Annotated in this window: 16 protein-coding genes and 1 pseudogene; 6 read left to right on the top strand and 11 right to left on the bottom strand. The window is 69.1% G+C overall.

Going from position 1 to position 21419, the window contains the following annotated elements; all coding sequences use genetic code 11:
- Positions 1 to 6: 6 nt before the first annotated feature.
- From AC07PZ_RS12245 to AC07PZ_RS12200, 10 genes and pseudogenes are all read right to left on the bottom strand, one after another.
- Positions 7 to 762, bottom strand: coding sequence for an SDR family NAD(P)-dependent oxidoreductase (locus AC07PZ_RS12245; RefSeq protein ID WP_495295359.1), 756 nt, complete (start codon positions 760 to 762; stop codon positions 7 to 9).
- 67 nt (positions 763 to 829) lie between these two features.
- Positions 830 to 1603, bottom strand: coding sequence for an SDR family NAD(P)-dependent oxidoreductase (locus AC07PZ_RS12240; protein ID WP_495295358.1), 774 nt, complete (start codon positions 1601 to 1603; stop codon positions 830 to 832).
- On the bottom strand, positions 1600 to 2460 hold the full coding sequence (locus AC07PZ_RS12235; RefSeq protein ID WP_495295357.1) for an alpha/beta fold hydrolase: 861 nt from the start codon (positions 2458 to 2460) through the stop codon (positions 1600 to 1602). Before AC07PZ_RS12235 ends, AC07PZ_RS12240 begins: the two co-directional genes overlap by 4 nt.
- Entirely contained in the window at positions 2460 to 3716 is a 1257-nt protein-coding gene (locus tag AC07PZ_RS12230) for a CaiB/BaiF CoA transferase family protein (protein WP_495295356.1), read from the bottom strand. Before AC07PZ_RS12230 ends, AC07PZ_RS12235 begins: the two co-directional genes overlap by 1 nt.
- Positions 3713 to 4513 carry an IclR family transcriptional regulator gene (locus tag AC07PZ_RS12225; protein ID WP_495295355.1) on the bottom strand — a complete coding sequence of 267 codons (801 nt, stop codon included), beginning with the start codon at positions 4511 to 4513 and terminating at the stop codon, positions 3713 to 3715. The genes AC07PZ_RS12230 and AC07PZ_RS12225 overlap by 4 nt, the downstream gene beginning before the upstream one ends.
- An 8-nt stretch (positions 4514 to 4521) precedes the next feature.
- The gene (locus tag AC07PZ_RS12220) at positions 4522 to 5667 is read right to left on the bottom strand and encodes a thiolase family protein (RefSeq protein ID WP_495295354.1); all 1146 of its coding nucleotides are present in this window, start codon (positions 5665 to 5667) and stop codon (positions 4522 to 4524) included.
- Positions 5664 to 6953, bottom strand: coding sequence for an alpha/beta fold hydrolase (locus tag AC07PZ_RS12215; protein WP_495295353.1), 1290 nt, complete (start codon positions 6951 to 6953; stop codon positions 5664 to 5666). Before AC07PZ_RS12215 ends, AC07PZ_RS12220 begins: the two co-directional genes overlap by 4 nt.
- Positions 6954 to 7123: 170 nt before the next feature.
- Positions 7124 to 11818 carry an autotransporter domain-containing protein gene (locus AC07PZ_RS12210; protein WP_495295692.1) on the bottom strand — a complete coding sequence of 1565 codons (4695 nt, stop codon included), beginning with the start codon at positions 11816 to 11818 and terminating at the stop codon, positions 7124 to 7126.
- Between the two features lie 3 nt (positions 11819 to 11821).
- Positions 11822 to 11950: pseudogene (locus AC07PZ_RS12205) on the bottom strand (ESPR-type extended signal peptide-containing protein); the annotation flags it as partial.
- Between the two features lie 336 nt (positions 11951 to 12286).
- Positions 12287 to 13012, bottom strand: a complete 726-nt coding sequence (locus AC07PZ_RS12200; RefSeq protein WP_495295352.1) for a FadR/GntR family transcriptional regulator — start codon at positions 13010 to 13012, stop codon at positions 12287 to 12289.
- 98 nt (positions 13013 to 13110) lie between these two features.
- Between AC07PZ_RS12200 and AC07PZ_RS12195 the strand changes: the two genes are divergently transcribed.
- From AC07PZ_RS12195 to AC07PZ_RS12185, 3 genes are all read left to right on the top strand, one after another.
- Positions 13111 to 13797, top strand: coding sequence for an RraA family protein (locus tag AC07PZ_RS12195; RefSeq protein ID WP_495295351.1), 687 nt, complete (start codon positions 13111 to 13113; stop codon positions 13795 to 13797).
- A 49-nt stretch (positions 13798 to 13846) separates the two neighbouring features.
- Entirely contained in the window at positions 13847 to 14659 is an 813-nt protein-coding gene (locus tag AC07PZ_RS12190) for a transporter substrate-binding domain-containing protein (RefSeq protein WP_495295350.1), read from the top strand.
- Positions 14660 to 14774: 115 nt separating this feature from the next.
- Positions 14775 to 16283, top strand: coding sequence for a lyase family protein (locus AC07PZ_RS12185; RefSeq protein ID WP_495295349.1), 1509 nt, complete (start codon positions 14775 to 14777; stop codon positions 16281 to 16283).
- 32 nt (positions 16284 to 16315) lie between these two features.
- Here the strand turns inward: AC07PZ_RS12185 and AC07PZ_RS12180 are convergent, their stop codons facing one another.
- Positions 16316 to 16738 carry an SRPBCC family protein gene (locus AC07PZ_RS12180; RefSeq protein ID WP_495295348.1) on the bottom strand — a complete coding sequence of 141 codons (423 nt, stop codon included), beginning with the start codon at positions 16736 to 16738 and terminating at the stop codon, positions 16316 to 16318.
- A 296-nt stretch (positions 16739 to 17034) separates the two neighbouring features.
- On the opposite strand from AC07PZ_RS12180, the gene AC07PZ_RS12175 reads away from it, so the two are divergent.
- The 3 genes from AC07PZ_RS12175 (at position 17035) to AC07PZ_RS12165 (ending at position 21418) form a co-directional block, all read left to right on the top strand.
- Positions 17035 to 19785 (top strand): winged helix-turn-helix domain-containing protein, encoded by a 2751-nt coding sequence (locus tag AC07PZ_RS12175; protein ID WP_495295347.1) that lies wholly within the window; start codon positions 17035 to 17037, stop codon positions 19783 to 19785.
- A gap of 132 nt (positions 19786 to 19917) precedes the next feature.
- On the top strand, positions 19918 to 20703 hold the full coding sequence (locus tag AC07PZ_RS12170) for an ABC transporter ATP-binding protein (RefSeq protein ID WP_495295346.1): 786 nt from the start codon (positions 19918 to 19920) through the stop codon (positions 20701 to 20703).
- Between the two features lie 10 nt (positions 20704 to 20713).
- A complete protein-coding gene (locus AC07PZ_RS12165; protein WP_495295691.1) occupies positions 20714 to 21418 on the top strand; it encodes an ABC transporter ATP-binding protein in 705 nt (234 codons plus the stop codon).
- The last annotated feature ends 1 nt before the right edge of the window (position 21419 follow it).

The following is a 21419-nucleotide window of genomic DNA, read 5'->3' as shown; positions in this document are numbered from 1 at the left end:
TCCGGATCAGTTGAAGCGCAGCCCGGCGTCGACGTTCAGCGTCTGGCCGGTGATGTACTTGCTGGCGTCGGACGCGAGGAACATGGTCGCGCCGATCATGTCGCTCACGTCGCCCTTGCGCTTGAGTGCCTGGGCCGCGAGGATCGCGTCCCACTGCTCGGGCTTGATCGTGTCGCGCGGCACTTCGGTCACGATGCCGTGCGGGCTGATGGCGTTGACGTTGATGCCCGCGTCGCCGAGTTCGGTGGCCAGTGCGCGGGTCAGCGCGACCACGGCGCCCTTCGATGCCACGTAGTGCGCGTAGTTGGCGCGCCCGGTCACGACGACCGACGACGAGATGTTCACGATCTTGCCGCTGCCCTGCGCGCGCATCGGCTTGGCCGCCGCCTGGGCGCAGAAGAACACGCCGCGGGCGTTCACGGCCATCACGCGGTCCCACTCGTCGCCGTCGATCTCCTCGAAGGGCTTCATCTTGAGGGTCGAGAAGATGGCGGCGTTGTTGATCAGCACGTCGACGCGGCCGAAGGCCTCGATTGCCTTGTCGACCATCGCCTGGGCGCTGGCCTTGTTCGCGACGTCGACCTTCACGGCGATCGCCTTGCCGTCGGCGGCAACGACTTCGGCCGCGACCTTGTTGGCCTGCTCTTCGTTCAGATCGGCGACGACGACCGAGCCGCCGGCCTTGGCGAATTCGAGTGCGTACGCGCGGCCGATGCCCTGGCCGGAGCCGGTGATGATGATGACCTTGTTCTTGAAGTCCATGACGAATGCTTTCTTGTGTTGAGGAAGGTGTTGGGTGTGAAAGGTGTGGGCGGTGCCGTGCGCCGGGTCAGCGCGGCATCCGCAGCGCGGTCATGCCGCCATCCAGGTTGATCACGCTGCCGACGCTCGAATGCGCACCGGCGCGGGCCAGGTAGAGGACGGCCTCGCCGACTTCCTGCGGCGACACCATGCGGCCGGTCGGCTGCCTGGCTTCGAACGAGGCGCGCTTGGCGGCAGGGTCCGCGTCGCGGGCGGCCAGCTCGGCCATGAAGGGCGTGTCGACCGTTCCGGGGCTCACGCAGTTGACGCGGATCCCTTCGGTGACCAGGTCGGCCGCCATGGCCATGGTCATCGACTGCACGGCGCCTTTGGTGGCCGAGTACAGCGCGCGCTGCGGCAGCCCGTTGACGGCGGTGCACGACGACATGTTGACGATCGCCGCATCGCCCGAGCGCCGCAGCCAGGGCAGCGCCGCGCGGGTCGCGCGCATCTGGCCGACCACGTTGATGTCGTAGATGCGGTGCCAGTCGGCCTCGCTGCCGTCCTCGATCGACCCGACGAAGCTCACGCCGGCGTTGTTGACCAGCACGTCGATGCGGCCGTGCGCCTCGCCGAAGCCGCCGATCGCGCTGTCGAGCGCCGACTGGTCGCGCACATCGGCGACGAGCGCGGTCGCACCGGCCGGCACGCCCTCGACACCGAGGTCGACGGAGGCCACGGTCCAGCCCTGGCTCAGCAACACGCCGACGACGGCCTGTCCGATGCCGGCGGCGCCGCCGGTGACGACCGCGACACGGCCGGTGGCTGCCGGTGCGGTGGGCGATGGATGGGAAGTACTCATTCTGTGTCCGTGAAAGAAGGGGTGTCGCCACCGGCGGCATGGGCCAGCCAGTGGTGTCGGAGTGCGGCGACCAGTTCGGGCGCGGCGAACAGCGGCGCCATGTGGCCACCGCTCGGCAGGACCTGCAGCGCCACGTCCGCGGCGCGTCCGGCCCGCACGAACGCGTCGACGATCGGCTGCATGACCCGGGGCGGTGTCGACAGGTCGTCCTGCGCCGTGATGCAGACGGTCGCAGGCAGGCTTTGCACGATGGACGGATAGCCCGCAAACCCCGCGAGCGCGGTCCAGGCGCCGGCGAGACCGTCGGCCTGCATGGCGGCCAGCGCCGCGCGTGCATGGCGTTGCGGCCAGGCGTCGGCCAGGCGGCCGGCTTCGCCGAACCAGCGGGCCATCGTCGGATCGATGCTGGCTTCCGTGCCTGCACCGCGTGCATCGGCGGCACGCTGCAGAAAGGCGGGATGGCCCGCCGCCGGCGACGAGACGAGCGCCAGCGACGCGATGCGCCCAGGCTGGCTGCGCGCCGTCCGGGCCGCCAGCAACGCCGCGACGGCGCCGCCCATGGAATGGCCCAGCAGGTGCGCCGGCCCCGCGGCGCAGGCGTCCAGCACGGCGGCGGCATCGTCGACATAGCCGTCGAGCGCGTCGCAGGCCTGCGACGTGCGGTGGCCATGGCCGCGCTGGTCGAAGGACACGATCTGCCAGCCGTCGCCGAGGCGCTCGCGCAGCGCATCGAACGCCCGCGCATCGTGCCCGAGCGAATGCAGCGCCAGGACCTGGCCGTGCACGGCGTTGCCGCTGCGGACGACGTGCATGCGCGAGTCCACGGAGGCCACGGTGGTGCTGCCGGAGGCGGTCATCAGGCGACCGCCACCTTGCGTTGGGCGAGCACGCCGCGCGACATCAGTCCTGCGACGTCGTCGGCGCTCGTGCCCAGCCAGTCGCCCAGCACGCGTGCGGCGTCTTCGCCGAGCCTCGGCGGATAGCTGGCGTCGCGTTCGGCTTCGCCGGTGAAGCGGATCGGGTTGCCGACCACCTCGATGTGCTCGCCGCGGTCGCTGTCGAGCGCGAGGATCATGCCGCGGCCCGACTCCCGCGCGTCCTGCAGGGCTTCGGGCACGTTCTTGATCAGCGCGACCGGCACGCCCTGGACCTGCAGCGGTTCGATCCAGTCCGCTGCCGGCTTGGCCAGGAAGGCCTGTTCGAGCAGGGGCCAGAGCGTTTCGCGGTTCTTCAGGCGCTGGCCGCCGGTGGCGAAGCGCGCGTCGGCGATGAGTCCGGACAGGCCGAGCGCTTCGCACAGGCCCTTCCACATGCGCTCGGTGTTGGCCGTGACGACCAGCTCGCGGCCGTCGCCCGCCACGAAGGAGCGGTAGGTCGGAATCGAGTCGTGGCGCGCGCCCTGGGGGTGCGGCGTGGTGCCGGCCACCAGCGCATAGGTGCTCTGGTAGGACAGCATGGCGAGCTGGCAGTCCAGCATCGACACGTCGATGACGCGGCCTTCGCCGTGGCCCGAGGTCTGGCGGCTGCGCTCGCGGTCGGCCAGCGCCGCATTGATGGCGATGGCCGCGTACATGCCGGCCACCATGTCGCCCGCCGGAATGCCCAGGCGGACGGCCGGGCGGCCGGGCTCGCCGGTGAGGCTCATCACGCCCGAGAGTGCCTGGACGATCATGTCGTACGCCGGCTTGTCGCGCCACGGGCCGGTCTGGCCGAAGCCGCTCACCGAGGCCCAGATGAGCGACGGGTGCGCCGCGCGCAGGGCGTCGATGTCGAGCCCGATGCGCGTCGCGACACCGGGGCGGTAGTTCTCGACGACCACGTCGGACTGTCCGATCAGCTGCTTGACCAATGTCAGGCCGTCGGGCTGCTTCATGTCCACCGCGATGCTGCGCTTGTTGCGGTTGATGCCCAGGTAATAGGCGCTGTCGTCGCCGACGAAGTGGGGCGGAATGGCGCGGCTCGAGTCGCCTTCGGGCGCTTCGACCTTGACCACCTCTGCACCGAGGTCGGCGAGGATCTGCGTGCAGAAAGGACCGGACAGGAAGGTCGTCAGGTCGAGGATGCGGTAGCCGGCCAGCGGCTGGGGACGGGAAGAGGATGCGGGTGCGTTCATTTGAAGACGGCTCCGAGATCGTGCGAGAGCGCCTTGGCGCGCTTCGCGACCTCCTGGCCGATGGCGTCGGTACTGGCGTGCGGCATGCGCGCCTTGGGAGAAGTGAGGCAGATGCAGCCGATCACGCCGGCGGGGCCGTACACCGGTGCGGCGATGCCGCGCGCGTCCGGCAGCTTTTCGCTCTCGCTCAAGGCCCAGCCCTGGCTGCGGATGCCGGCCAGTTCCGCGGCGAGCTGCTGCGCATCGGGCGGTGGCGCGCCGGTGGCCGGCGACGGGCCTTCGGCAGCGAGGATGGTCGCCACGACGTCGTCCGGCAGGAAGGCCAGCACCGACTTGCCCGACGCGCCCCAGACCAGCGAGAGCGGCTTGTGCATGTCGATCTGGTACTTGAGCTTCTGCTGGCCGTCGGCGCGTGCGGCGAAGGTCAGGGTTCCCTCGGTCGGCAGGTAGAGACCGAAGACGACCGTCTCGTTGAAGGTCTCGGCGATGCTCTCGATGACGGGCTGCGCAACGGTGGCCGGCGACATGCCGCCCACCACGCGGGCCGCCACGCGATAGAACTGCGGGCCGACGCCGTACTGGCCGCCGGGCGCCGCATCGACGAAGCCTTCCTTGCGCAGGAGCTGCAGCAGGCGGTGCGCAGTCGAAGGCGGCACCTGCATGACGTCGCCCACGTGCTTCACGGTGACGCGGCCGCCGGCGTCGGCCAGCAGGGTGAGCAGCGCCAGCGCGCGGCTCACCGTGCCCGTGCCGGCACCCGAACCGGCGTCGGGCGAGGTCGTTGCGGAGGGCGTCACCTGCGTGCTCACAGCGTGCGTTCGAAGAGGTGGACGGTGCATGCACCGTGGTCGAGACCGGCAATGCCGCCGCCGGTCACGTGCGACAGGCCGATCCGGGCGTCTTCGACCTGGCGAGCGCCGGCCGTGCCGGTGAGCTGCCAGTACATCTCGACCGCCTGCGCCACGCCGCTGCAGCCCACCGGGTGGCCCTTCGACAGCAGGCCGCCGCTCGGGTTGACCACCACGTCGCCGCCGTAGGTCGTCTTGCCGGCCTTCAGGTAGTCGGCCGATTCGCCGGGCTTGCACAGGCCGAGCGCTTCGTAATAGACCAGTTCGGCAATGGTGAAGGCGTCGTGCAGTTCGACCACGTCGACATCGGCCGCGCCGATGCCGGCCGCCTCGTACGCGTCGGCGGCCGAGTGGTAGGTGATCTCGGGGCGCAGCATGTCGCGGAAGCCGGTCGTCATCGAACCCGAATGCAGGATCGACGCGGCGACGCGCACCGCGGGCAGGCCGAGGCGCTTGCGCACCGCGTCCGACACCACGAGCACCGCGGCGGCGCCGTCGCCGGTCGGGCAGCACTGCAGCAGCGTGAGCGGCTCGCAGATGTAGCGGGAGGCGAGGACTTCCTCGACCGTGACTTCCTTGCGGAACTGGGCGTAGGGGTTCTTCGCGCCATGGCGGCGTGCCTTGACGCTGACTTCCGCCAGGTCCGACGGCTGGGCGCCGCGCTCATGCAGGTAGCGGCGTGCGCGCATGGCGTAGAGCGCCGGCATCACCATGCCTTGCTGGACTTCGGGGTCTTCCAGCACCAGCGGCAGGGTGCCGCCACCGAACTGGGTGAGCTTGTCGACGCCGATGACGAGCACGATCTCGTGGCGGCCGGCCTGGATGTCCTTCCATGCCAGGTGCAGCGCGGTCGCGCCGCCGGAGCACGCGTTGTCGACGTTGGTCACCGGCACCGTGCTGATGCCCATTTCCTTGACGATGCGCTGGCCGGTCAGCATGCCGCCGAACGCATGGCCGCAGACCACCGACTGCACGTCGGACGGCTTGAGCCCGGCGGAGGCGAGCGCGTTGAGGACAGCCGGCAGCGCCAGGCCGGAATAGCTCGATTCACGGTGCTTGGCCATGGGGATCATGGCGGCACCGACGATGAAGGCTTCGCTCATGCGGCTGCTCCTTGTGCGTCGATGGGGGAGACGAACCAGCTTTCGCCGTCGGCGCGCAGTTCGACGGGGATGTCGCAAGCCAGCGGGCGGCCATCGGCCTCGACCAGCGCCAGGACGCGCACGCCGTTGTCGAAGTCGACGTAGCCGATGGTGTAGGGCGTGGGACGCGACGAGGACACGTGCACGGTCGAGTAGCTGTAGAGCGTGCCGCGCGGGCCGAAGGTCATCGGCTCCATGTCGCGCGCGCCGGTCTCGGGGCACACGGCGCGGGCCGGAAAGGCACGGCTGCCGGACGAGCGCGACACGCTGCCGCGCAGTCGCACGGTGCCGTCCTGGATCTCGAACGGCAGGTGTTCCGGGGTCGCCAGGTCGCGGTACGGCAGGGCGTCGGCAGCAAAGCCGGACCCCGACGTGAGGGAGGCGGTTTCAGTGGTCATGTGGTTGGATGCTTTGTCTGATGGGGGGAATACGGTGGCGCTCCAGAACGCGGCCAGCGCGTCGGCGAACGGCGTCGCCTCTTCGATGGGCGGCGTGTGGCCCGATGCCGCCATGACGATGTGGCGGCTGCGCGGCACACGGTCGGCGATGAATTGCATGTCGGCCGGCTTCTTGGCGTTGTCGAGCGCGCCGCTCACGAGCAGCAGGGGCGTGCGCAGCTGCGGCAGCGTGTCGACATAGCCCGGGCGTGCGAACACCTCGTGCACGGCATCGGGAATGCGGTCGTCCAGCGCGGCGAAGTGCGCGCGCCAGGCGTCCAGCGCCGCGCCGCCGGATTCGGCGAAGCGCGCGCCGAACATGGTGGCGACCAGTCCGTCGACCAGGCGGGCAGCGCCGCCGTCGCGCAATGCGGCTTCCAGCGCGGCGAAGCGCTCGGGCTGCTGTTCGGCCTCCGAGGTGCAGCACGACAGCACGCAGCTGCGCAGCAGGTCGGGACGCTGGCGGGCCAGTTCGAGCGCCACGTAGCCGCCCATCGAACTGCCGACCAGATGGACCGGCCCGTCTCCGAGCGATTCGATGATCTCCGCCGTGTCGGCGGCCAGCCGGGCCATGGTGGGCGCCAGCGAGCCCGACGCGCTGCCGCACTGGCCCCGGTGGTCCGGGCAGATCAGGCGCCATTCGGACGGCAGGCGACGAGCGACCTGCTCGAACATGCGTGCGCCGAAGAACAGCGACGGCAGCAGCACCGCGGTGCCGGCCGAAGGCCCGGTGGCCGGTCGTTCCAGGTACTGGAGAACCGCCCCATCGCTGGCGGCCCGGTGCGTGCCTGGGAGAAAGAAGTCTGTCATTCGCTATTCCGTTTAACGGAATTACATGCTATTTAATGGAATGTGAAGAGTCTAGGTCCGGGTCTTTCCCTCGGCATCCGGGAAAACCCCAGGCGGGTGCGCACCAAAAAAAAACCGCGCCGGAGGGCGCGGTTTTCATGGAGCGGTGGCAGGGCCGGAGCCCTTCGGCATCAGAACTTCCAGAGCAGATCGGCCTTCACGCCCCTGTCGGTGACGCCGCTGCCGACCTGACCCACATAGGACAGGCCCAGCGTGAGGTTGGGACGGAAGGCGACGTCGATACCGCCCTCGACCACCAGCGTGTTCTTGGCGATCGGCACACCGGCCACCGTGAAGCCGGGTTGGCCGGCGAGCGCCACCGTGCGGGTCATGTCGGTGTCGCCGAACGCATGCCGCCAGCCGAGCAGGCCCTTGAGCGTGGTCTGCGTGCCCGTGTCCACGGTGGTCACGCCGCGCAGGCCCAGGGTGCTGAACGTGGTGTTGTCGGTGCTCTTGCCCGCGTTGAGCGCCGCGACACCGCCGCTTTCGGCGAAGCCGTCGGTGCGCAGGTTCACGTGGGCCAGTCCCACGAAGGGCTCGAGCGAACCGGACGCCGTCGGGATGCGCCAGCCGAGTTCACCGAACACCTGCGCGGTCTTGAGGTCGTAGCTGGCACGCGTGCTGTCGCTGAAGCCGGTGAAGGCGACGTCGCGCTGCGTGTCGGCGTCACCCACGCTGTAGGCCGCGCCCAGGCGCAGGCCGAGAGCGCCCCATTGCGTGCCGCCATAGACGCCCGCATGGTAGGTGTCGCTGGTGGCCGAAGACGCGCGGTTGTCCAGTGTCACGCGGTTGCGGCTGTAGCCGCCGAGCACGCCCACGTTCCAGGCGTCGCCGACCCGGGTGTCGGCCCCGATCAGGATGCCGCTGGTGGAGCGGGTGGTGGACGACGCATTGCCGTCGCCGCCGGTATCGCCCCACGCGCCGAAACCATGCGCCCACAGGCCGCCGCGGTTGCCGTCCGGCTGGTCGCCGGCCTGGCGCAGGCGCGTCAGTCCGGCATCGCGCACGAAGCGGCTGTCCTCGATGGCGGTCGACTTGACCGATGCATGGACCTCGCCCGACAGGCCGTCGAAGGCCGCTCGGGCATCGGCCGCGTTCAGCTGCACCACGGCGCTGTACAGCGTGCCGGTGTGCAGTGCCGCGACGGCGCCGGCAGCGGCGATCTGGTTGCGGGTCTGCGCGACGTCGGCGAAGGTGACGTCGTTGCGCTGCAGCCGCAGCGTCACGGTCTGCGGGCCGTAGGTCAGGAAGGGCTCGAGGAAAGCCATGTCGGTGGTCGCGCCGCTGAACTGGCCCAGCACGCCGCCATTGGCCGCGACGATGGTGTAGCTGGTGGTCGGCTGCCATGTGCCCGTGGCCAGCACCGACACCGTGCCGCCTTGCAGCGTCGCCGTGCCGGTGGCACGGATCTGGTCGGCGCGGCCGTCGCCCGCGGCCTCGACCTGGTAGGTCGAACCCGCCGCGAAGACGATGTTGCCTGCCACGTTCAGCGTGCCGATGCTGTTGCCCGGTGCCACGGTGCCGCCCGATTGCACCAGCGTGCTGCCCACGGTGCCGGTGCCTTTCAGCGTGCCGCCGTTGGCCACCGTCAGCAGGCCGCCGAGCGAGCCGTTGACCGCTAGCGTGCCGCCGGCGATCACGGTGTTGCCGGCGAAGGCGCTGCTGTTGCCCGTGAGGTTCAGGCTGCCCGAGCCCTGCTTCGTGATCTGGCCGGTTCCCAGCAGGACGTTCGCCATGCTGCCGGAGCCGCTCTGGTCGAGCACCAGTGCCGCGTTGTCGGTGATCGAGCCGCTGCCGAAGCTGCCGCTGTTGCCGATCAAGGTGCCCGCGCTCACGGTGGTGCCGCCGCTGTAGCTGTTGGTCGCGGCCAGCGTGGTGCTGCCCGTGCCCATCTGCACCACGGTGCCGGTGCCGGAGATCGTGCCGTCGAAGCGCACCGCGTCCGAGCGGTCGAACGCCAGCGTGCCGCTGGTGGCGACGTTGCCCGTGATGGAACCTGTGGTGCCGCCATTGCCGAGCTGCAGCGTGCCGGCCGTGATCGTCGTCCCGCCCGTGTAGGTGTTGGCGCCCGTCAGCGTGGTCGTGCCGGTGCCGCGCTGTTCGAGCGTGCCGGTGCCGGACACGACGCCTGCGAAGGTGACGGCGTCCGACCGATTGAAGGCCAGCGTGCCGTTGTCGACCACGTTGCCGGCGATGGAGCCGGTCGTGCCGCCGTTGCCCAGTTGCAGCGTGCCGGCCGCAACCGTCGTGCCGCCGCTGTAGGTGTTGGTGCCCGTCAGCACGGTGGTGCCGGTGCCGCGCTGCTCGACCGAACCGGTGCCTGAGACCACGCCCGTGAAGAGCGCGGCGTCGGAGCGATCGAAGGCCAGCGTGCCGCTGTTCGCGACGTTGCCTGCGATCGATCCGCTGGTGCCGCCGTTGCCGAGCTGCAGCGTGCCGGCCGTGATCGTCGTGCCGCCGGTGTAGGTGTTCGCGGCGGCGAGCACCAGCGTGCCGGCACCGGTCTTGTCGAGTGCGCCGTTGCCGCTCACGACACCGTTGAACACCGCGGTGGTGGCCGCATCGGTCTGCACGGTGGCGCCTGCGGCACCCGCCGTCACAGCCCGTGCGGAAGTGAGGTCGGCCGTGGTGCGCAGCGTGCCGCCGTCGATCGTCAGCGTGCCCGCGCTTGCGCCCAGGCTGGCATCGGTGGCGATCGACAGCGTGCCTGCCTCGATCGACCATGGCGTGAGTGCCGTGGTCGCCCCGGTCAGCGTCCAGGTGCTGGTGCCGAGCTTCTCGAAGCCGGTGAAGTTGCGGTACTGCGCCGTGTCGCCGATCAGCGCCGCGTTGAAGCTCGCATCGGACGACCCGGTCAGCGCCAGCGTGTCGCCGCCCGCCACCGTGGCCACCACATTGCCCTGGATGGTCGAGTTGGACAGCAACTCGAGCCGGTTGCCGCCGCCCGTCAGGGTGATGGCATTGCCGCGTGTGGCTCCGTTGCCCGAGAGGCCGCCGCGGATGGTGCCGTCGTTGACGATGGTGTCGCCACCCACCGCAACGATGCCCACGCCACCGGCCGCAACGGCCGGCGTGCCGGTCAGCAAAGTGCCGGCTGCACCGCCGGCCCCGCCGGCGATGGTGCCGGTGTTGGTGAGCGTCGAGCCAGTCGCCAGCGTCGCGCCTGCGCCGCCGGCACCACCCGCGCCGCGGACGAGTGCCGAGCCACCCTGGCCGCCGGCGCCGCCGCTGATCGTGCCCGCGTTGGTGATGGCCGCGCCGGTGACGCTGCTCGTCACGCCGACGCCGCCTGCGCCGCCGTTGCCGCCCGTGCCGAAGACGCCAATGCCGCCCGTGCCGCCAGCGCCGCCGGTGACGGTGCCGAAGTTGTCGAGGCCGGTCGCCGTGCCGGTGAGCAGCACGCCCGTGGCACCGCCGGTCGCATTGCCGCCGCTGCCGAGGCCCGCCGTGCCGTTGGTGCCGCGCGTGCCCGTGATGACGCCGCTGGCGTTGCCGCTGCTGCCGAGTTGCAATTCACCGCCGCTCACGGTCGCGCCGCCGGTCAGGTTGGTCGCGCCCGCCAGTTGCAGGTCGCCTGCACCGGTCTTGGTGAAGCTGCCCGCGCCGGACAGCGCGTTGTTCAGCGTGCCGTTGGTGGCCTGGTCGATCACCAGCGCTGCGTTGTTCGCGATGGCGCCACTGCCGAAACTGCCCGCATCGCCGACCAGCGTGCCGGCCGCGACCGTGGTTCCGCCTTCGTAGGTGTTGGTGCCGTTCAGCACCGTGGTGCCGCTGCCGGTCTTCGTCAGCCCGCCGGTGCCCGACACGACGCCGTCGACCGTGTAGGTCGTGCCCGCCGCCGTCGCCAGCGTGCCGTTGCCGGCACCCAGCGCGATGGCCCGCGTCGTGCTGATGTCGGCCGTCGTCTGCAGCGTGCCGCCATCGAGCGTCAACGCGCCCGAGCTGGCGCCGAGGCTCGCGTCGTCCGCGATCGACAGCGTGCCTTGCCGCACGCTCCATGGCGTGACGGCGGTCGTGACGCCGGTCAACGTCCAGGTGCTGGAACCGACCTTCTCGTAGCCGGTGAAGTTGCGGTACTGTGCCGCCGCCCCGATGGCGGCGGTGTCGAAGGTGGCCGATGTGGTGCCGCCCAGCGCCAGCGTGTCGCCGCCCGCCGCGGTGGCGACGACGTTGCCGTCGATGACCGAGTTGGCGCGAAGCTCGAGCCGGTTGCCGCCGCCGCTGAAGCGCACGGCATCGGCACGCGTGGCGCCGTCGCCCGAGAGGCCGCCGCGGATCGTGCCGTCATTGACGATCGTGGCGCCACCGGTTGCCGTCACGCCGGCACCGCCGGCAGCCACGGCCGGCGTGCCTGTCACCAGTGCACCGGCCGCGCCGCCTGCACCGCCTGTGATGGTTCCCGTGTTGGTCAAGGTGACCGGTGCCGTCAGGGCCGCACCCGTGCCGCCCGCACCGCCTGCGCCACGCGCGACGGCGGAACCGCCCGTGCCGCCGTTGCCGCCGGAGATCGATCCCGCGTTCTGTATGTCCGCGCCCGTGGCGCTGCCGATCACGCCGGTGCCGCCGGCGCCGCCCGTGCCGCCGTTCACGATGCCGAGGCCACCGTTTCCGCCATTGCCGCCGGTCACGCTGCCGGTCGCCTGAATGTTGAGAACGGTTGCGGCCGTGGTCTGGCGCGCTGCCGTACCCGCTCCGCCGGTGCCGCCCCTGTTGAGGCCGAACCCGCCATTCGCACCATTGCTCCCGGTGACCGCACCGGTCACGACCTGTGCGTTGACGCCGCTGGCTGCGAATGCGGTGAATGCAACCGCGCATGCAAGTGCCATTGCCGTGCGACGCGGCTGGATGGTGGCGTTGCCTTCACTCCCGCCAGCCGCATGGGAACCCTGTGCAACTTCAGAAACCGCTTGGCAAGTGCCCGTGACGCGATTGAAGACCAGACGATGAATTCGATTCATTTGCTCTCGTTGTTCGATGTGAGGAAAGAACAATTCTTACTTGCGAGCATTCACTATTTAACAATTCAGACATCAAATTGCCTTTTGTGTGGCGACCTGTCTACAGATTGAAAATGGCCTAGAAACGCGCAGCGGACAGCCCTACGAATGCCGTAGTTCCTCTCCTACAGAGCGGTCGATTCATCTGGCATTGCACGCCAATTATTGGAATTGGACCGGCAATTAATTGGTCGATTAATTGGGCGATCGAAGACGTCGGACGGTCAATTGCTGCATGCCGGCTGCGCTTTATCCCAATTGATTTGAATTGGAATCTTGCAATCGGGAAAACCCGAATCAGGCAGAGCCGACCGTCATCAGGGCCTGCAAGGCCGCATTCATGTGGGCCTGCATGCAGGCTCCGGCGCCGCTCACATCGCCTTCGCAGATCTTCGCGACGAGTTCCGCATGGCCGTCCTGGACCTGTTGCAGGCTCTCGTCGGTCCTTCGTCGTTCCATGCCCTGCCGCGACAGCGATTCGAGCGACGCGCGGATCGAACCGATCATCTGCCACAGAAGCGGGTTGCCGCTGGCGCGGGCGATCTCGACGTGGAGTTCGGTGTCCAGCGCGGCGTAGGCAGCCGGGTCGCGCAGGCAGGCCTGCATCTGTATGACCAGCGCCGCCATGCGCTCGGTCTGTTCGGGCGGACGCCGTGCGGCGGCCAGCATTGCCGCGCGGCCTTCCAGGGCGGCGCGGACGTCCATCAATTCCTCGGTAGAGTTGTCCAGCACCTGCAATGCACGCGAGAAATAGATGCCCAGCGCAGTCACATCGAGGTCCCGGCGAACCGTCGGGCTCTTGCCATTGGCGATGTCCACCACGCCCATTCCCTTGAGCGTGCGCAGGGCTTCGCGCACCACCGGCCGGCTGACGCCCAGCGTTTCCGCCAACCGGCCTTCTCCGGGAAGCGGCGCGCCGGGCGCGAGCCGCGCCTGCTCGATGTACTTCAGCAGGCTCTGCACGGCCTGCTCCGCCAGGGAGACGCGCTCGACAGGGGTGAGGACGAAAGGGTGCGCGGCCATCGATGTAAAAAGTGATGACCTATCTTATAGGGTGAAAGGTTGAATGAGCCCGGGTACGGCGTTTCAATCCGCGCACCGATCCGAACCGAGAGACCTGCATGTGGAAAGATGACGACGAGCTGTTCCAGCTCATGAAGACCCGCCTGTTCCCCGCCGTGGTGGGAGACATCCTGGACACCATGGGGCTGATGCGCCAGTTCCTGCCGCCCGGCATCCGGCCCGTCGCGCGGTCGATGGTGATCGCGGGGCGGGCAATGCCCGTGCTCGAAACCAATTGCTTCGCGCGCACCGAGCCCGAAGGCAAGACGCCGCTGAGCCAGAAGCCTTTCGGGCTGCTGTTCGAGGCGCTCGACGATCTCAGGCCCCACGAGGTCTACGTGGCCACCGGCTGTGCGCCGCAGTTCGCGCTCTGGGGCGGGCTGATGACCACCCGGGCGCAGCATCTGAAGGCCGCGGGCGCCGTGCTCGACGGCTATTCACGCGACACCAACGAAGTGCTCGAGCTCGGCCTGCCCGTGTTCTCGCTGGGCGGCTATTCGCAGGACCAGGGGCCGCGCGGCAAGGTGGTCGACTACCGCGTGCCGGTCGAGATCCAGGGCGTCCGCATCCGCCCCGGCGACATCGTCTTCGGCGACCAGGACGGCGTGCTCATCGTGCCGCGAGAGGCCGAGGTCGAGGCATTCAGCCGCGCGCTGGAAAAGGCCAGCACCGAGAACGCCGTGCGCAAGGCCATCCAGAACGGCATGAGCACGGTCGAGGCCTTCGACACCTTCGGCGTGATGTGAAGCGCATCCGCGCCGACTGCACATCAGCTTCCCAGATTCACAAGGAGACATGCACATGAGCCAATTCCATTCACCATCGCGCCGGCAAGCGATCGCGCTGGGCCTCGCGACCGCATTCGGCGGCCTGTCGGGCATCGCGGCGGCACAGAACATCGCCGACATCAAGAAGAAGGGCGAACTCACCGTCGGCATGCTGGTGGACTTTCCGCCGTACGGGACGACCAACGCGCAGAACCAGCCGGACGGCTACGACGCCGACGTGGCGCGCCTGCTGGCGAAGGACCTGGGCGTGAAGCTCAACATCGTGCCGGTCACCGGGCCGAACCGCATTCCGTTCCTGCTGACAAACAAGGTCGATCTGCTGGTCGCGTCCCTGGCCATCACGCCCGAACGGGCCAAGCAGGTGGACTTCTCCGCGCCGTACGCGACGGCGTCCGTGATCCTTTACGGCGCCAAGAAAGTGGACATCAAGTCGCCCGCCGACTTCAAGGGCAAGCGGATCGGCGTGGCACGCGCCAGCGTCCAGGACGTGGCGCTGACGGCCATGTCGCCGGAAGGCACCGAGATCCGCCGCTTCGACGACGATGCCTCCGGCATGCAGGCGCTGATCTCCGGCCAGGTCGACGCGATCGGCTGCTCGACCACGGTCGCCGCGCAGATCGCCAAGCGCGTGCCCGCGGACACCTACGAAAAGAAGCTCACGATCCGCGAACAGGTGATGGCCATCGCGCTGCGGCCAGGCCAGGTGGAACTGAAGAAGACGCTGGATGATTTCATTGCGCGCAACCGTGCCAACGGCGAACTGAACAAGCTCTACCAGAAATGGCTGGGCGTCGACTTCCCGGTCGTCACCGGCGCCTGAAGCTGGCGGCCGCGGCCGTCGGCGGCTCGGGGTCGCCACCGGGCTCCTGCGTCTCGCCGGGCCATGCAAGCGTGTATTCTGCGGCGCTGCATTGACCAACCAAGTTCGAGACACCATGAAACTGTCTGCCCTGGCCCTGGCGGCCGCTCTTTCCCTGTCTTCCGCGGTTCCCCAGGCATGGGCGCAGGCCAAGCCGAGGCATGACGAGTTCTTCTGGCTCGGCCAGATCAACAAGGCCACGGCGGTCATCAACACGGACGAGGGCCTGCTCGACAAGTCGATGACGCCGCTGGTCTATTCGGGCATCACCAAGGTGCTGGCGGACGGCGACAAGCCGGGCGGCAAGCGCCCCAGCAACGTCATCACCTTCGAACCGCTGCTGATCGAAGCCGCCGGGCCGCAGGTCACGCTGCTGCACGCAGGCCGCTCCAGCCAGGACATGCTGGCCACGCTGCGCTCGGCGATCCTGCGCGACGACCTGCTCAGCCTGGCCGACCAGCTCAACAAGACGACCGGCACCATGGTCAAGCTGGCGGACAGGTACAAGGACACCATCGTTCCCAACTACACCAACGGCGTGGCGGCGCAACCCAACAGCTACGGGCACTACCTGCTGGGCATCGCCGCCGGCCTGGACCGCGATGCCCAGCGCATCCGCGAGTTCTATGTGCGCCTCGACCGGTCCTCCATGGGCACGACGGTGCTGAACGGAACCAGCTGGCCCCTGAACCGCAAGCGCATGGCCGACTACCTGGGCTTCGCCGCCACGGTGGACAACGCCTACGACGCTTCGCAGATCTCGTCCGTGGACGAGCCGGTGGAGGCGGGCGCGATCGTCATGGCCATCGCCCTGCATGCCGGCAGCTTCATCGAGGACGTGATGGCGCAGTACTCGCAGGCGCGGCCCTGGATCCTGCTGCAGGAGGGCGGCGGCAACACCTACGTGTCCAGCGCCATGCCGCAGAAACGCAACCCCGGCCTGCTCAACAGCACCCGCCGCGACGCGTCGACGGCACTGACCCTGGGGCTGGGCGCGGCCATCCAGGCCCACAACATTCCACCCGGCATGAGCGACCCGAAGGAGGTCAAGCCCAACAGCGCGATGGTGCAGAGCGCCATCGGTGTGCTGAACAACTGGGACAAGATCCTGGGCGCCATGGTGCTCGACACCGATCGGGCGCTGGAGGAACTCAACAGCGACTGGACCGCGTCGCAGGAACTGGCGGACGTGCTGATGCGCACCTACAAGCTGCCCTTCCGCGTCGGCCACCATTTCGCATCCGAAGTGGTGGAGTACGCGAAGGCCAAGAACATCAAGCCGCTGGACTTCCCCTATGTCGAGGCGCAGCGCATCTACGCCGAGACCGTCAAGGGGTCGGACTTCGCGCCCGTGCTGCCGATGTCGGAGGCGGAATTCCGCTCGACCCTGAACCCGGTGGCCATCGTGAAGAACCGCCAGACTGCCGGCGGTCCGCAGCCCGCCGAGATGGCGCGCATGCTCAAGGAGTCGACGCTGCGCGTGGCGCAGCAGGACGCCTGGATCAAGGCGCGTCGCACGCAGATCGCGTCGTCCCTGGCGCGGCTCGACAGCGACTTCGACAAGCTGGGCGCGGCATCGCGCTGAGCCCGGGCGGCGTCGCGCCGAGTCGCGTCACATCAAGCGGCGCGGTGCAGCTTCTCCAGAACGGTCTTCAGCGCCTGGAGATCGCGCTCGACGTGGGCGACGTCACGCTGGAAATCCTCCAGCGCCACACCGGGCAGGCGGAACACGACGAAGGACACCAGGCTGCTCTCGCCAGCGGCCCCCGGCGCCGGGATCACCCGCAGCGGGTTGTGCACGGTGGTCCCGTCGGGCAGCGTCACGTCGTGGTCGAGCACGCCGAATTCGTTGCGGGGCGCCATGGCGACCTGAACCCGCCCCATCGGTGATTCGGCGAACCATCGCCCGTTCTCTTCCTGGATGCCGGCGGCGAGGCCGGATGCCCACTGCGGCAGCGTGTCCATCCGCCGGGCGAAGGTGTAGACACTCTCCGCCGGCACGCGGATCACTGCATTGACGATCTGGTAGTCGAGGGACATCGCAAGGCCCTGAAAGCCGCGGTCGCCCGACGGGACGTCCGCAACGGTTGAAAGGATGGCAAGGATGGCAATTGGCGCGAGGTTGAACGGGATCCGCAGCGAGCCGGTCGGATCGGCGCGTCATCATCGGACGGCGAACACCTACAACTTCGATCGGCGGGCGGTGGTCGGCCGAAGAAAAAGCGCATCCGCAACCGTCGCGTCCCGGTAGAAACAGCGATGGATTTCGCCGTTCATGCACGGCAAAGTCGCGGCTGCACGCAAACCTGGGTGCGGACCAACGAGGCGACAAGAAATTGGAGACACCTTCCCCGGCATCGGCGCAGCACATCGCGCACGCCAAGCTGAATCCCCGGCTGACTTCGCCGCGCCCCGTGCCGCGGACCCAGGTCGTCGAGCACATCCATGCGGCCGAGGAAGCCGGGCTGGTGCTCGTGCACGGCCCCGCGGGATTCGGCAAGACGACCGTCATGCTGCAGTACTTCGCGCAGCTCAGAAACCGTGGCATCGCCACCGGCTGGCTCACGCTCGACAGCGCGGACAACGATCTCGGCCGGTTCCTGGGCTATCTGGTCGAGGTGTTCAAGGCGGTGGATCCGGCCAACGTGCTGGCCTTCGAGAGCCGCGGCACCCAGGCGGATGCCGATACCGATGGCGCGATGGTCGATCTGGTCAACCATCTCTCGGCGTTCCGCGGCCGCTTCGTCATTTTTCTCGATGATTTCGAGGTCATCGAGAGCCCGGTGATCCTGGGGCTGTTGCGGCAACTGATCCGCTACATCCCCGAGAACGGCCAGTTCGTCATCGGCTCGCGCACGACACCCGACCTCGGGCTGGGCCGGCTGCGTGCGCATGGGCGCCTGCTCGAAGTGGAGGCTGCCGAGCTGCGCTTCACCTCGCAGGAGACCGCCGCCTTCCTGCGTCACCAGCGCGGACTCGCGCTGCGCGACGACCACATCGTCAGGCTGCAGCAGCGCACCGAAGGCTGGCCGGCCGCGCTGTGGCTGGTGTCGCTGGCATTGCGCGACCGCGACGATCCGCAGGCCTTCATCGACACCTTCGACGGCTCCAACGCGTCGATCGCCGACTACCTGCTGGAGGACGTGCTGTCGCGCCAGACGGCACAGGTGCGGCACTTCCTGTTGCACACCAGCGTGCTCCACGAGCTCAGCGGGCCGCTGTGCGACTACCTGCTCGAAGGCAACGACGGCCATGAACTGCTGGCGCAGGTCGAGCGCGCGCATCTCTTCCTGGTGCCCCAGGACGAGGGCCGCAACTGGTTCCGCTATCACGCGCTCTTCAGCGGTTTCCTGCGCAACCAGTTGACGCAGACGGCGCCCCGCGAGGCGGCCAGGCTGCACCGACGTGCCGCGCAATGGTGGCTGGCGCAGGGCCGGCCGGTGCGCGCCATCGAACACGCGCTGCGGTGCGACGACGCGGCCTACCTGCTCGAACTGCTGTCGGCGCATGCGTCGGGCCTGCTCTGGCAGGGGCGCGCGCGGACCCTTGCACGGTGGTTCGCCGCGGCGCGACTCGGCGAGAACCTCGATCGATTGCCCGAGCTCGCGCTGGCCTTTGCCTGGTCGCTGACGCTGACGCACCGCTACGACGAGAGCCTGCAGCTCCTCGACCGGGTCGAGCGCACGCATGCGGGCGGGCTGGCGGTGGCGGAGGCGGTGCCGCCGGGCGCCATCGGCGTGCAGCGGGCGTTCGTCCTTGCGATGACCGATCACCTGAAGGAGTCGTCCAGGCTGTGGCTGGACTGCCTGGCCATCGTGCCGCCGGCGCAGTCGTTCGCGCACGCCATGATGGGTGCGTCGTACGGCTACTGCCTCGTGGCGGAGAGCCGCTTCGACGAGGCGCGGCGCTTCCTGGACCAGGCCAGGCAGCGGGCGCTCGGCAACGGGACTTCGTTCATCACGCCGATGGCGCTGTGCCTGGAAGGCGCCATCGACTTCGCGCAAGGCCGGCTGAAGAGCGCCACCGCGAGCTTCCGGGCCGCGCTGTCCGGCGGCGGGTCCACCGCCATGCCGCATGCGGCGAGCAGCACGGTGTCGGCCGCGTTCCTGGCCGAGGCGCTGTACGAAAGCGACGATCTCGACGAGGCCGAGAAGCTGCTGAGCGTGTACCTGCCGCTGCTCAAGGACGTGGCGGCGCCGGACCAGCTGATCACCAGCTACATGGTGCTGGTGCGCATCGCGGTGGCGCGCGGCAACCACGATCGCGCCGACGAACTGCTGGGCGACATGGAGATCACCGGCCATCTGCACGCGCTGCCCCGCATGGTCGCGACCGCGCGGCTCGAGAGTGCGCGGCTGGCGCTGGCGCGCGGCAACATGGAATCGGCCCGCGACCTGATGGCCAGTGCCGGCGACGAACGCACCTGGGCGCCTTTCCAGGGGCTGGTGACGCATGCCAACGACGTCGACACCCTGCGCTTCGCGGGGTTCAGGCTGAAGATCCGCAGCGGCCACAGCGAAGCGGTCATCGCGCCGCTGAAGGAGGCGCTCAAGGAAGCCGAGAGCCTGCGGCGATACCGTCGCGCGCTCAAGCTCAACATCCTGCTGGCCGAGGCGCTGTGCAACGCCGGGCAATCGGCCGTGGGCCTGCGGCGCCTGCGGGACGCCCTTCAGTTCGCGGCGATGGAAGGCTTCTCCCGCAGCTTCGTCGACGAGGGGCCCGGCGTGGCGCGCTGCATTGCCGAACTGCGTGCCGCGCGGGCCGACGAGTCCGGTGCCGACGGCCCGGGCGATGCCTTGTCGGCCTTCATGGACAAGGTGCTCGACATGGCCGGATTCACCACGCCCGGTGCGGCGGCGCCCGTGGTGCCGAGTGCCGTCATGGGCGGCCCGTCGGTTCTCTCGGAGCGCGAGCTGCAGGTCCTGCGCCTGCTGGCCGGCGGACATCGCAACCGGGTGATCGCCGAGAAGCTCTTCGTGTCCGAGACCACCGTGAAGGCGCACCTGCGCAGCATCAACGTCAAGCTGTGCACCGAGAGCCGCACCCATGCCATCGCCGTCGGGCGGCAGATGGGGCTGGTCGCCTGAGCGCCTGAGCGCACACCGGAGCGCGCGGCCGGCATGCCGCCCTGGTGAAAACCCGCCCTGCGAACTGTCCTTTCGGACGAGGTCGCCACGGGGGCCGGCCCCGAACATCGCGGCACTCAACGGCGGGACGCGATGCTTGCAAACAACGACGACATTCTCGAGACAAACGACCTGGTCAAGGAATTCCGGGGCTTCGTTGCGGTCGACGGCCTCAACCTGCGCGTGCGGCGCGGCCGGATCCATGCGCTGATCGGCCCCAACGGTGCCGGCAAGACGACGGTCTTCAATCTGCTGACCAAGTTCCTGCAGCCCACGCGCGGCAGCATCACCTTCAACGGCCAGGACATCACGTCCGACAGCCCGGCCGCCGTGGCGCGCAAGGGCATGGTCCGCTCGTTCCAGATCTCGGCGGTGTTCCCCAACCTGTCGCTCGTCGAGAACGTGCGCATCGCCCTGCAGCGCAGGGTCGGTACCTCGTATCGGTTCTGGCGGCCGGAGCGTTCGCTCGGCCACCTGGACGCGAGGGCGATGGAACTGCTCGAAGCGGTCGGCCTGCAGGCGCATGCGCGACTGTCGGCGGGCGAGCTGCCCTATGGCCGCAAGCGCGCGCTCGAACTCGCCACGACGCTCGCGACCGAGCCCGAACTGCTGCTGCTCGACGAGCCGACGCAGGGCATGGGGCACGAGGACATCGACCAGGTGACGGCGCTGATCGCTCGGGTCGCGGTCGGGCGCACCGTGCTGATGGTCGAGCACAACATGAGCGTGATCGAGCGCATCGCGGACACCATCAGCGTGCTGCAGCGGGGCCGCATCATCGCCGAGGGGCCGTACGCCGAGGTGTCGGTGCATCCGCAGGTACTCGAGGCCTACATGGGCAGCGAGGACGCCGAACTCGCGGGAGCCGCCCATGGATGAAGCGCGCGGGGTGACGCCTCCGATGCTGGAGGTCCGGGGCCTGCAGGCGTTCTACGGCGAGTCGCACGTGCTGCACGGCGTCGACTTCCATGTGCACCAGGGCGAGGTCGTCACCGTGCTCGGGCGCAACGGCGCCGGGCGCACGACGCTGCTCAAGTCGATCATGGGGCTGGTCGGCAAGGTGAGCGGATCGGTCCGGCTGCATGGCGCCGACATCACCGGCTTTGCGCCGCATCACGTGGCGCACCGCGGCATCGGCTACTGCCCGGAAGAGCGGGGCATCTTCGCGAGCCTCAGCTGCGAGGAGAACCTGCTGTTGCCGCCGGTCATCGGTGCCGGCGGCATGAGCATCGCAGAGATCTACGAACTCTTCCCCAACCTGAAGGAGCGCCGCAACAGCCCCGGCACGCGGCTGTCCGGGGGCGAGCAGCAGATGCTCGCGCTCGCACGCATCCTGCGCACCGGTGCGCGGCTGCTGCTGCTCGACGAGACCTCCGAAGGGCTCGCCCCGGTGATCGTCAAGGCCATCGCGCGCGTGATCCGCACGCTGCGCGACAAGGGCTTCACCGTGGTGATGGTGGAGCAGAACTTCCGCTTCGCGGCGCCGCTCGCGGATCGCTTCTATGTGATGGAGGGTGGCCGCATGGTCGAGCAGTTCCCCGCCGCCGAACTGGGTGCGCGCATGCACATGCTGCACACGCATCTGGGGGTCTAGC

The sequence above is a fragment of the Variovorax sp. GW821-FHT10B04 genome, assembly GCF_059415645.1.
The sequence above is the reverse complement of the archived record's forward strand: the minus strand, read 5'-3'. Positions and strand labels throughout refer to the sequence as shown.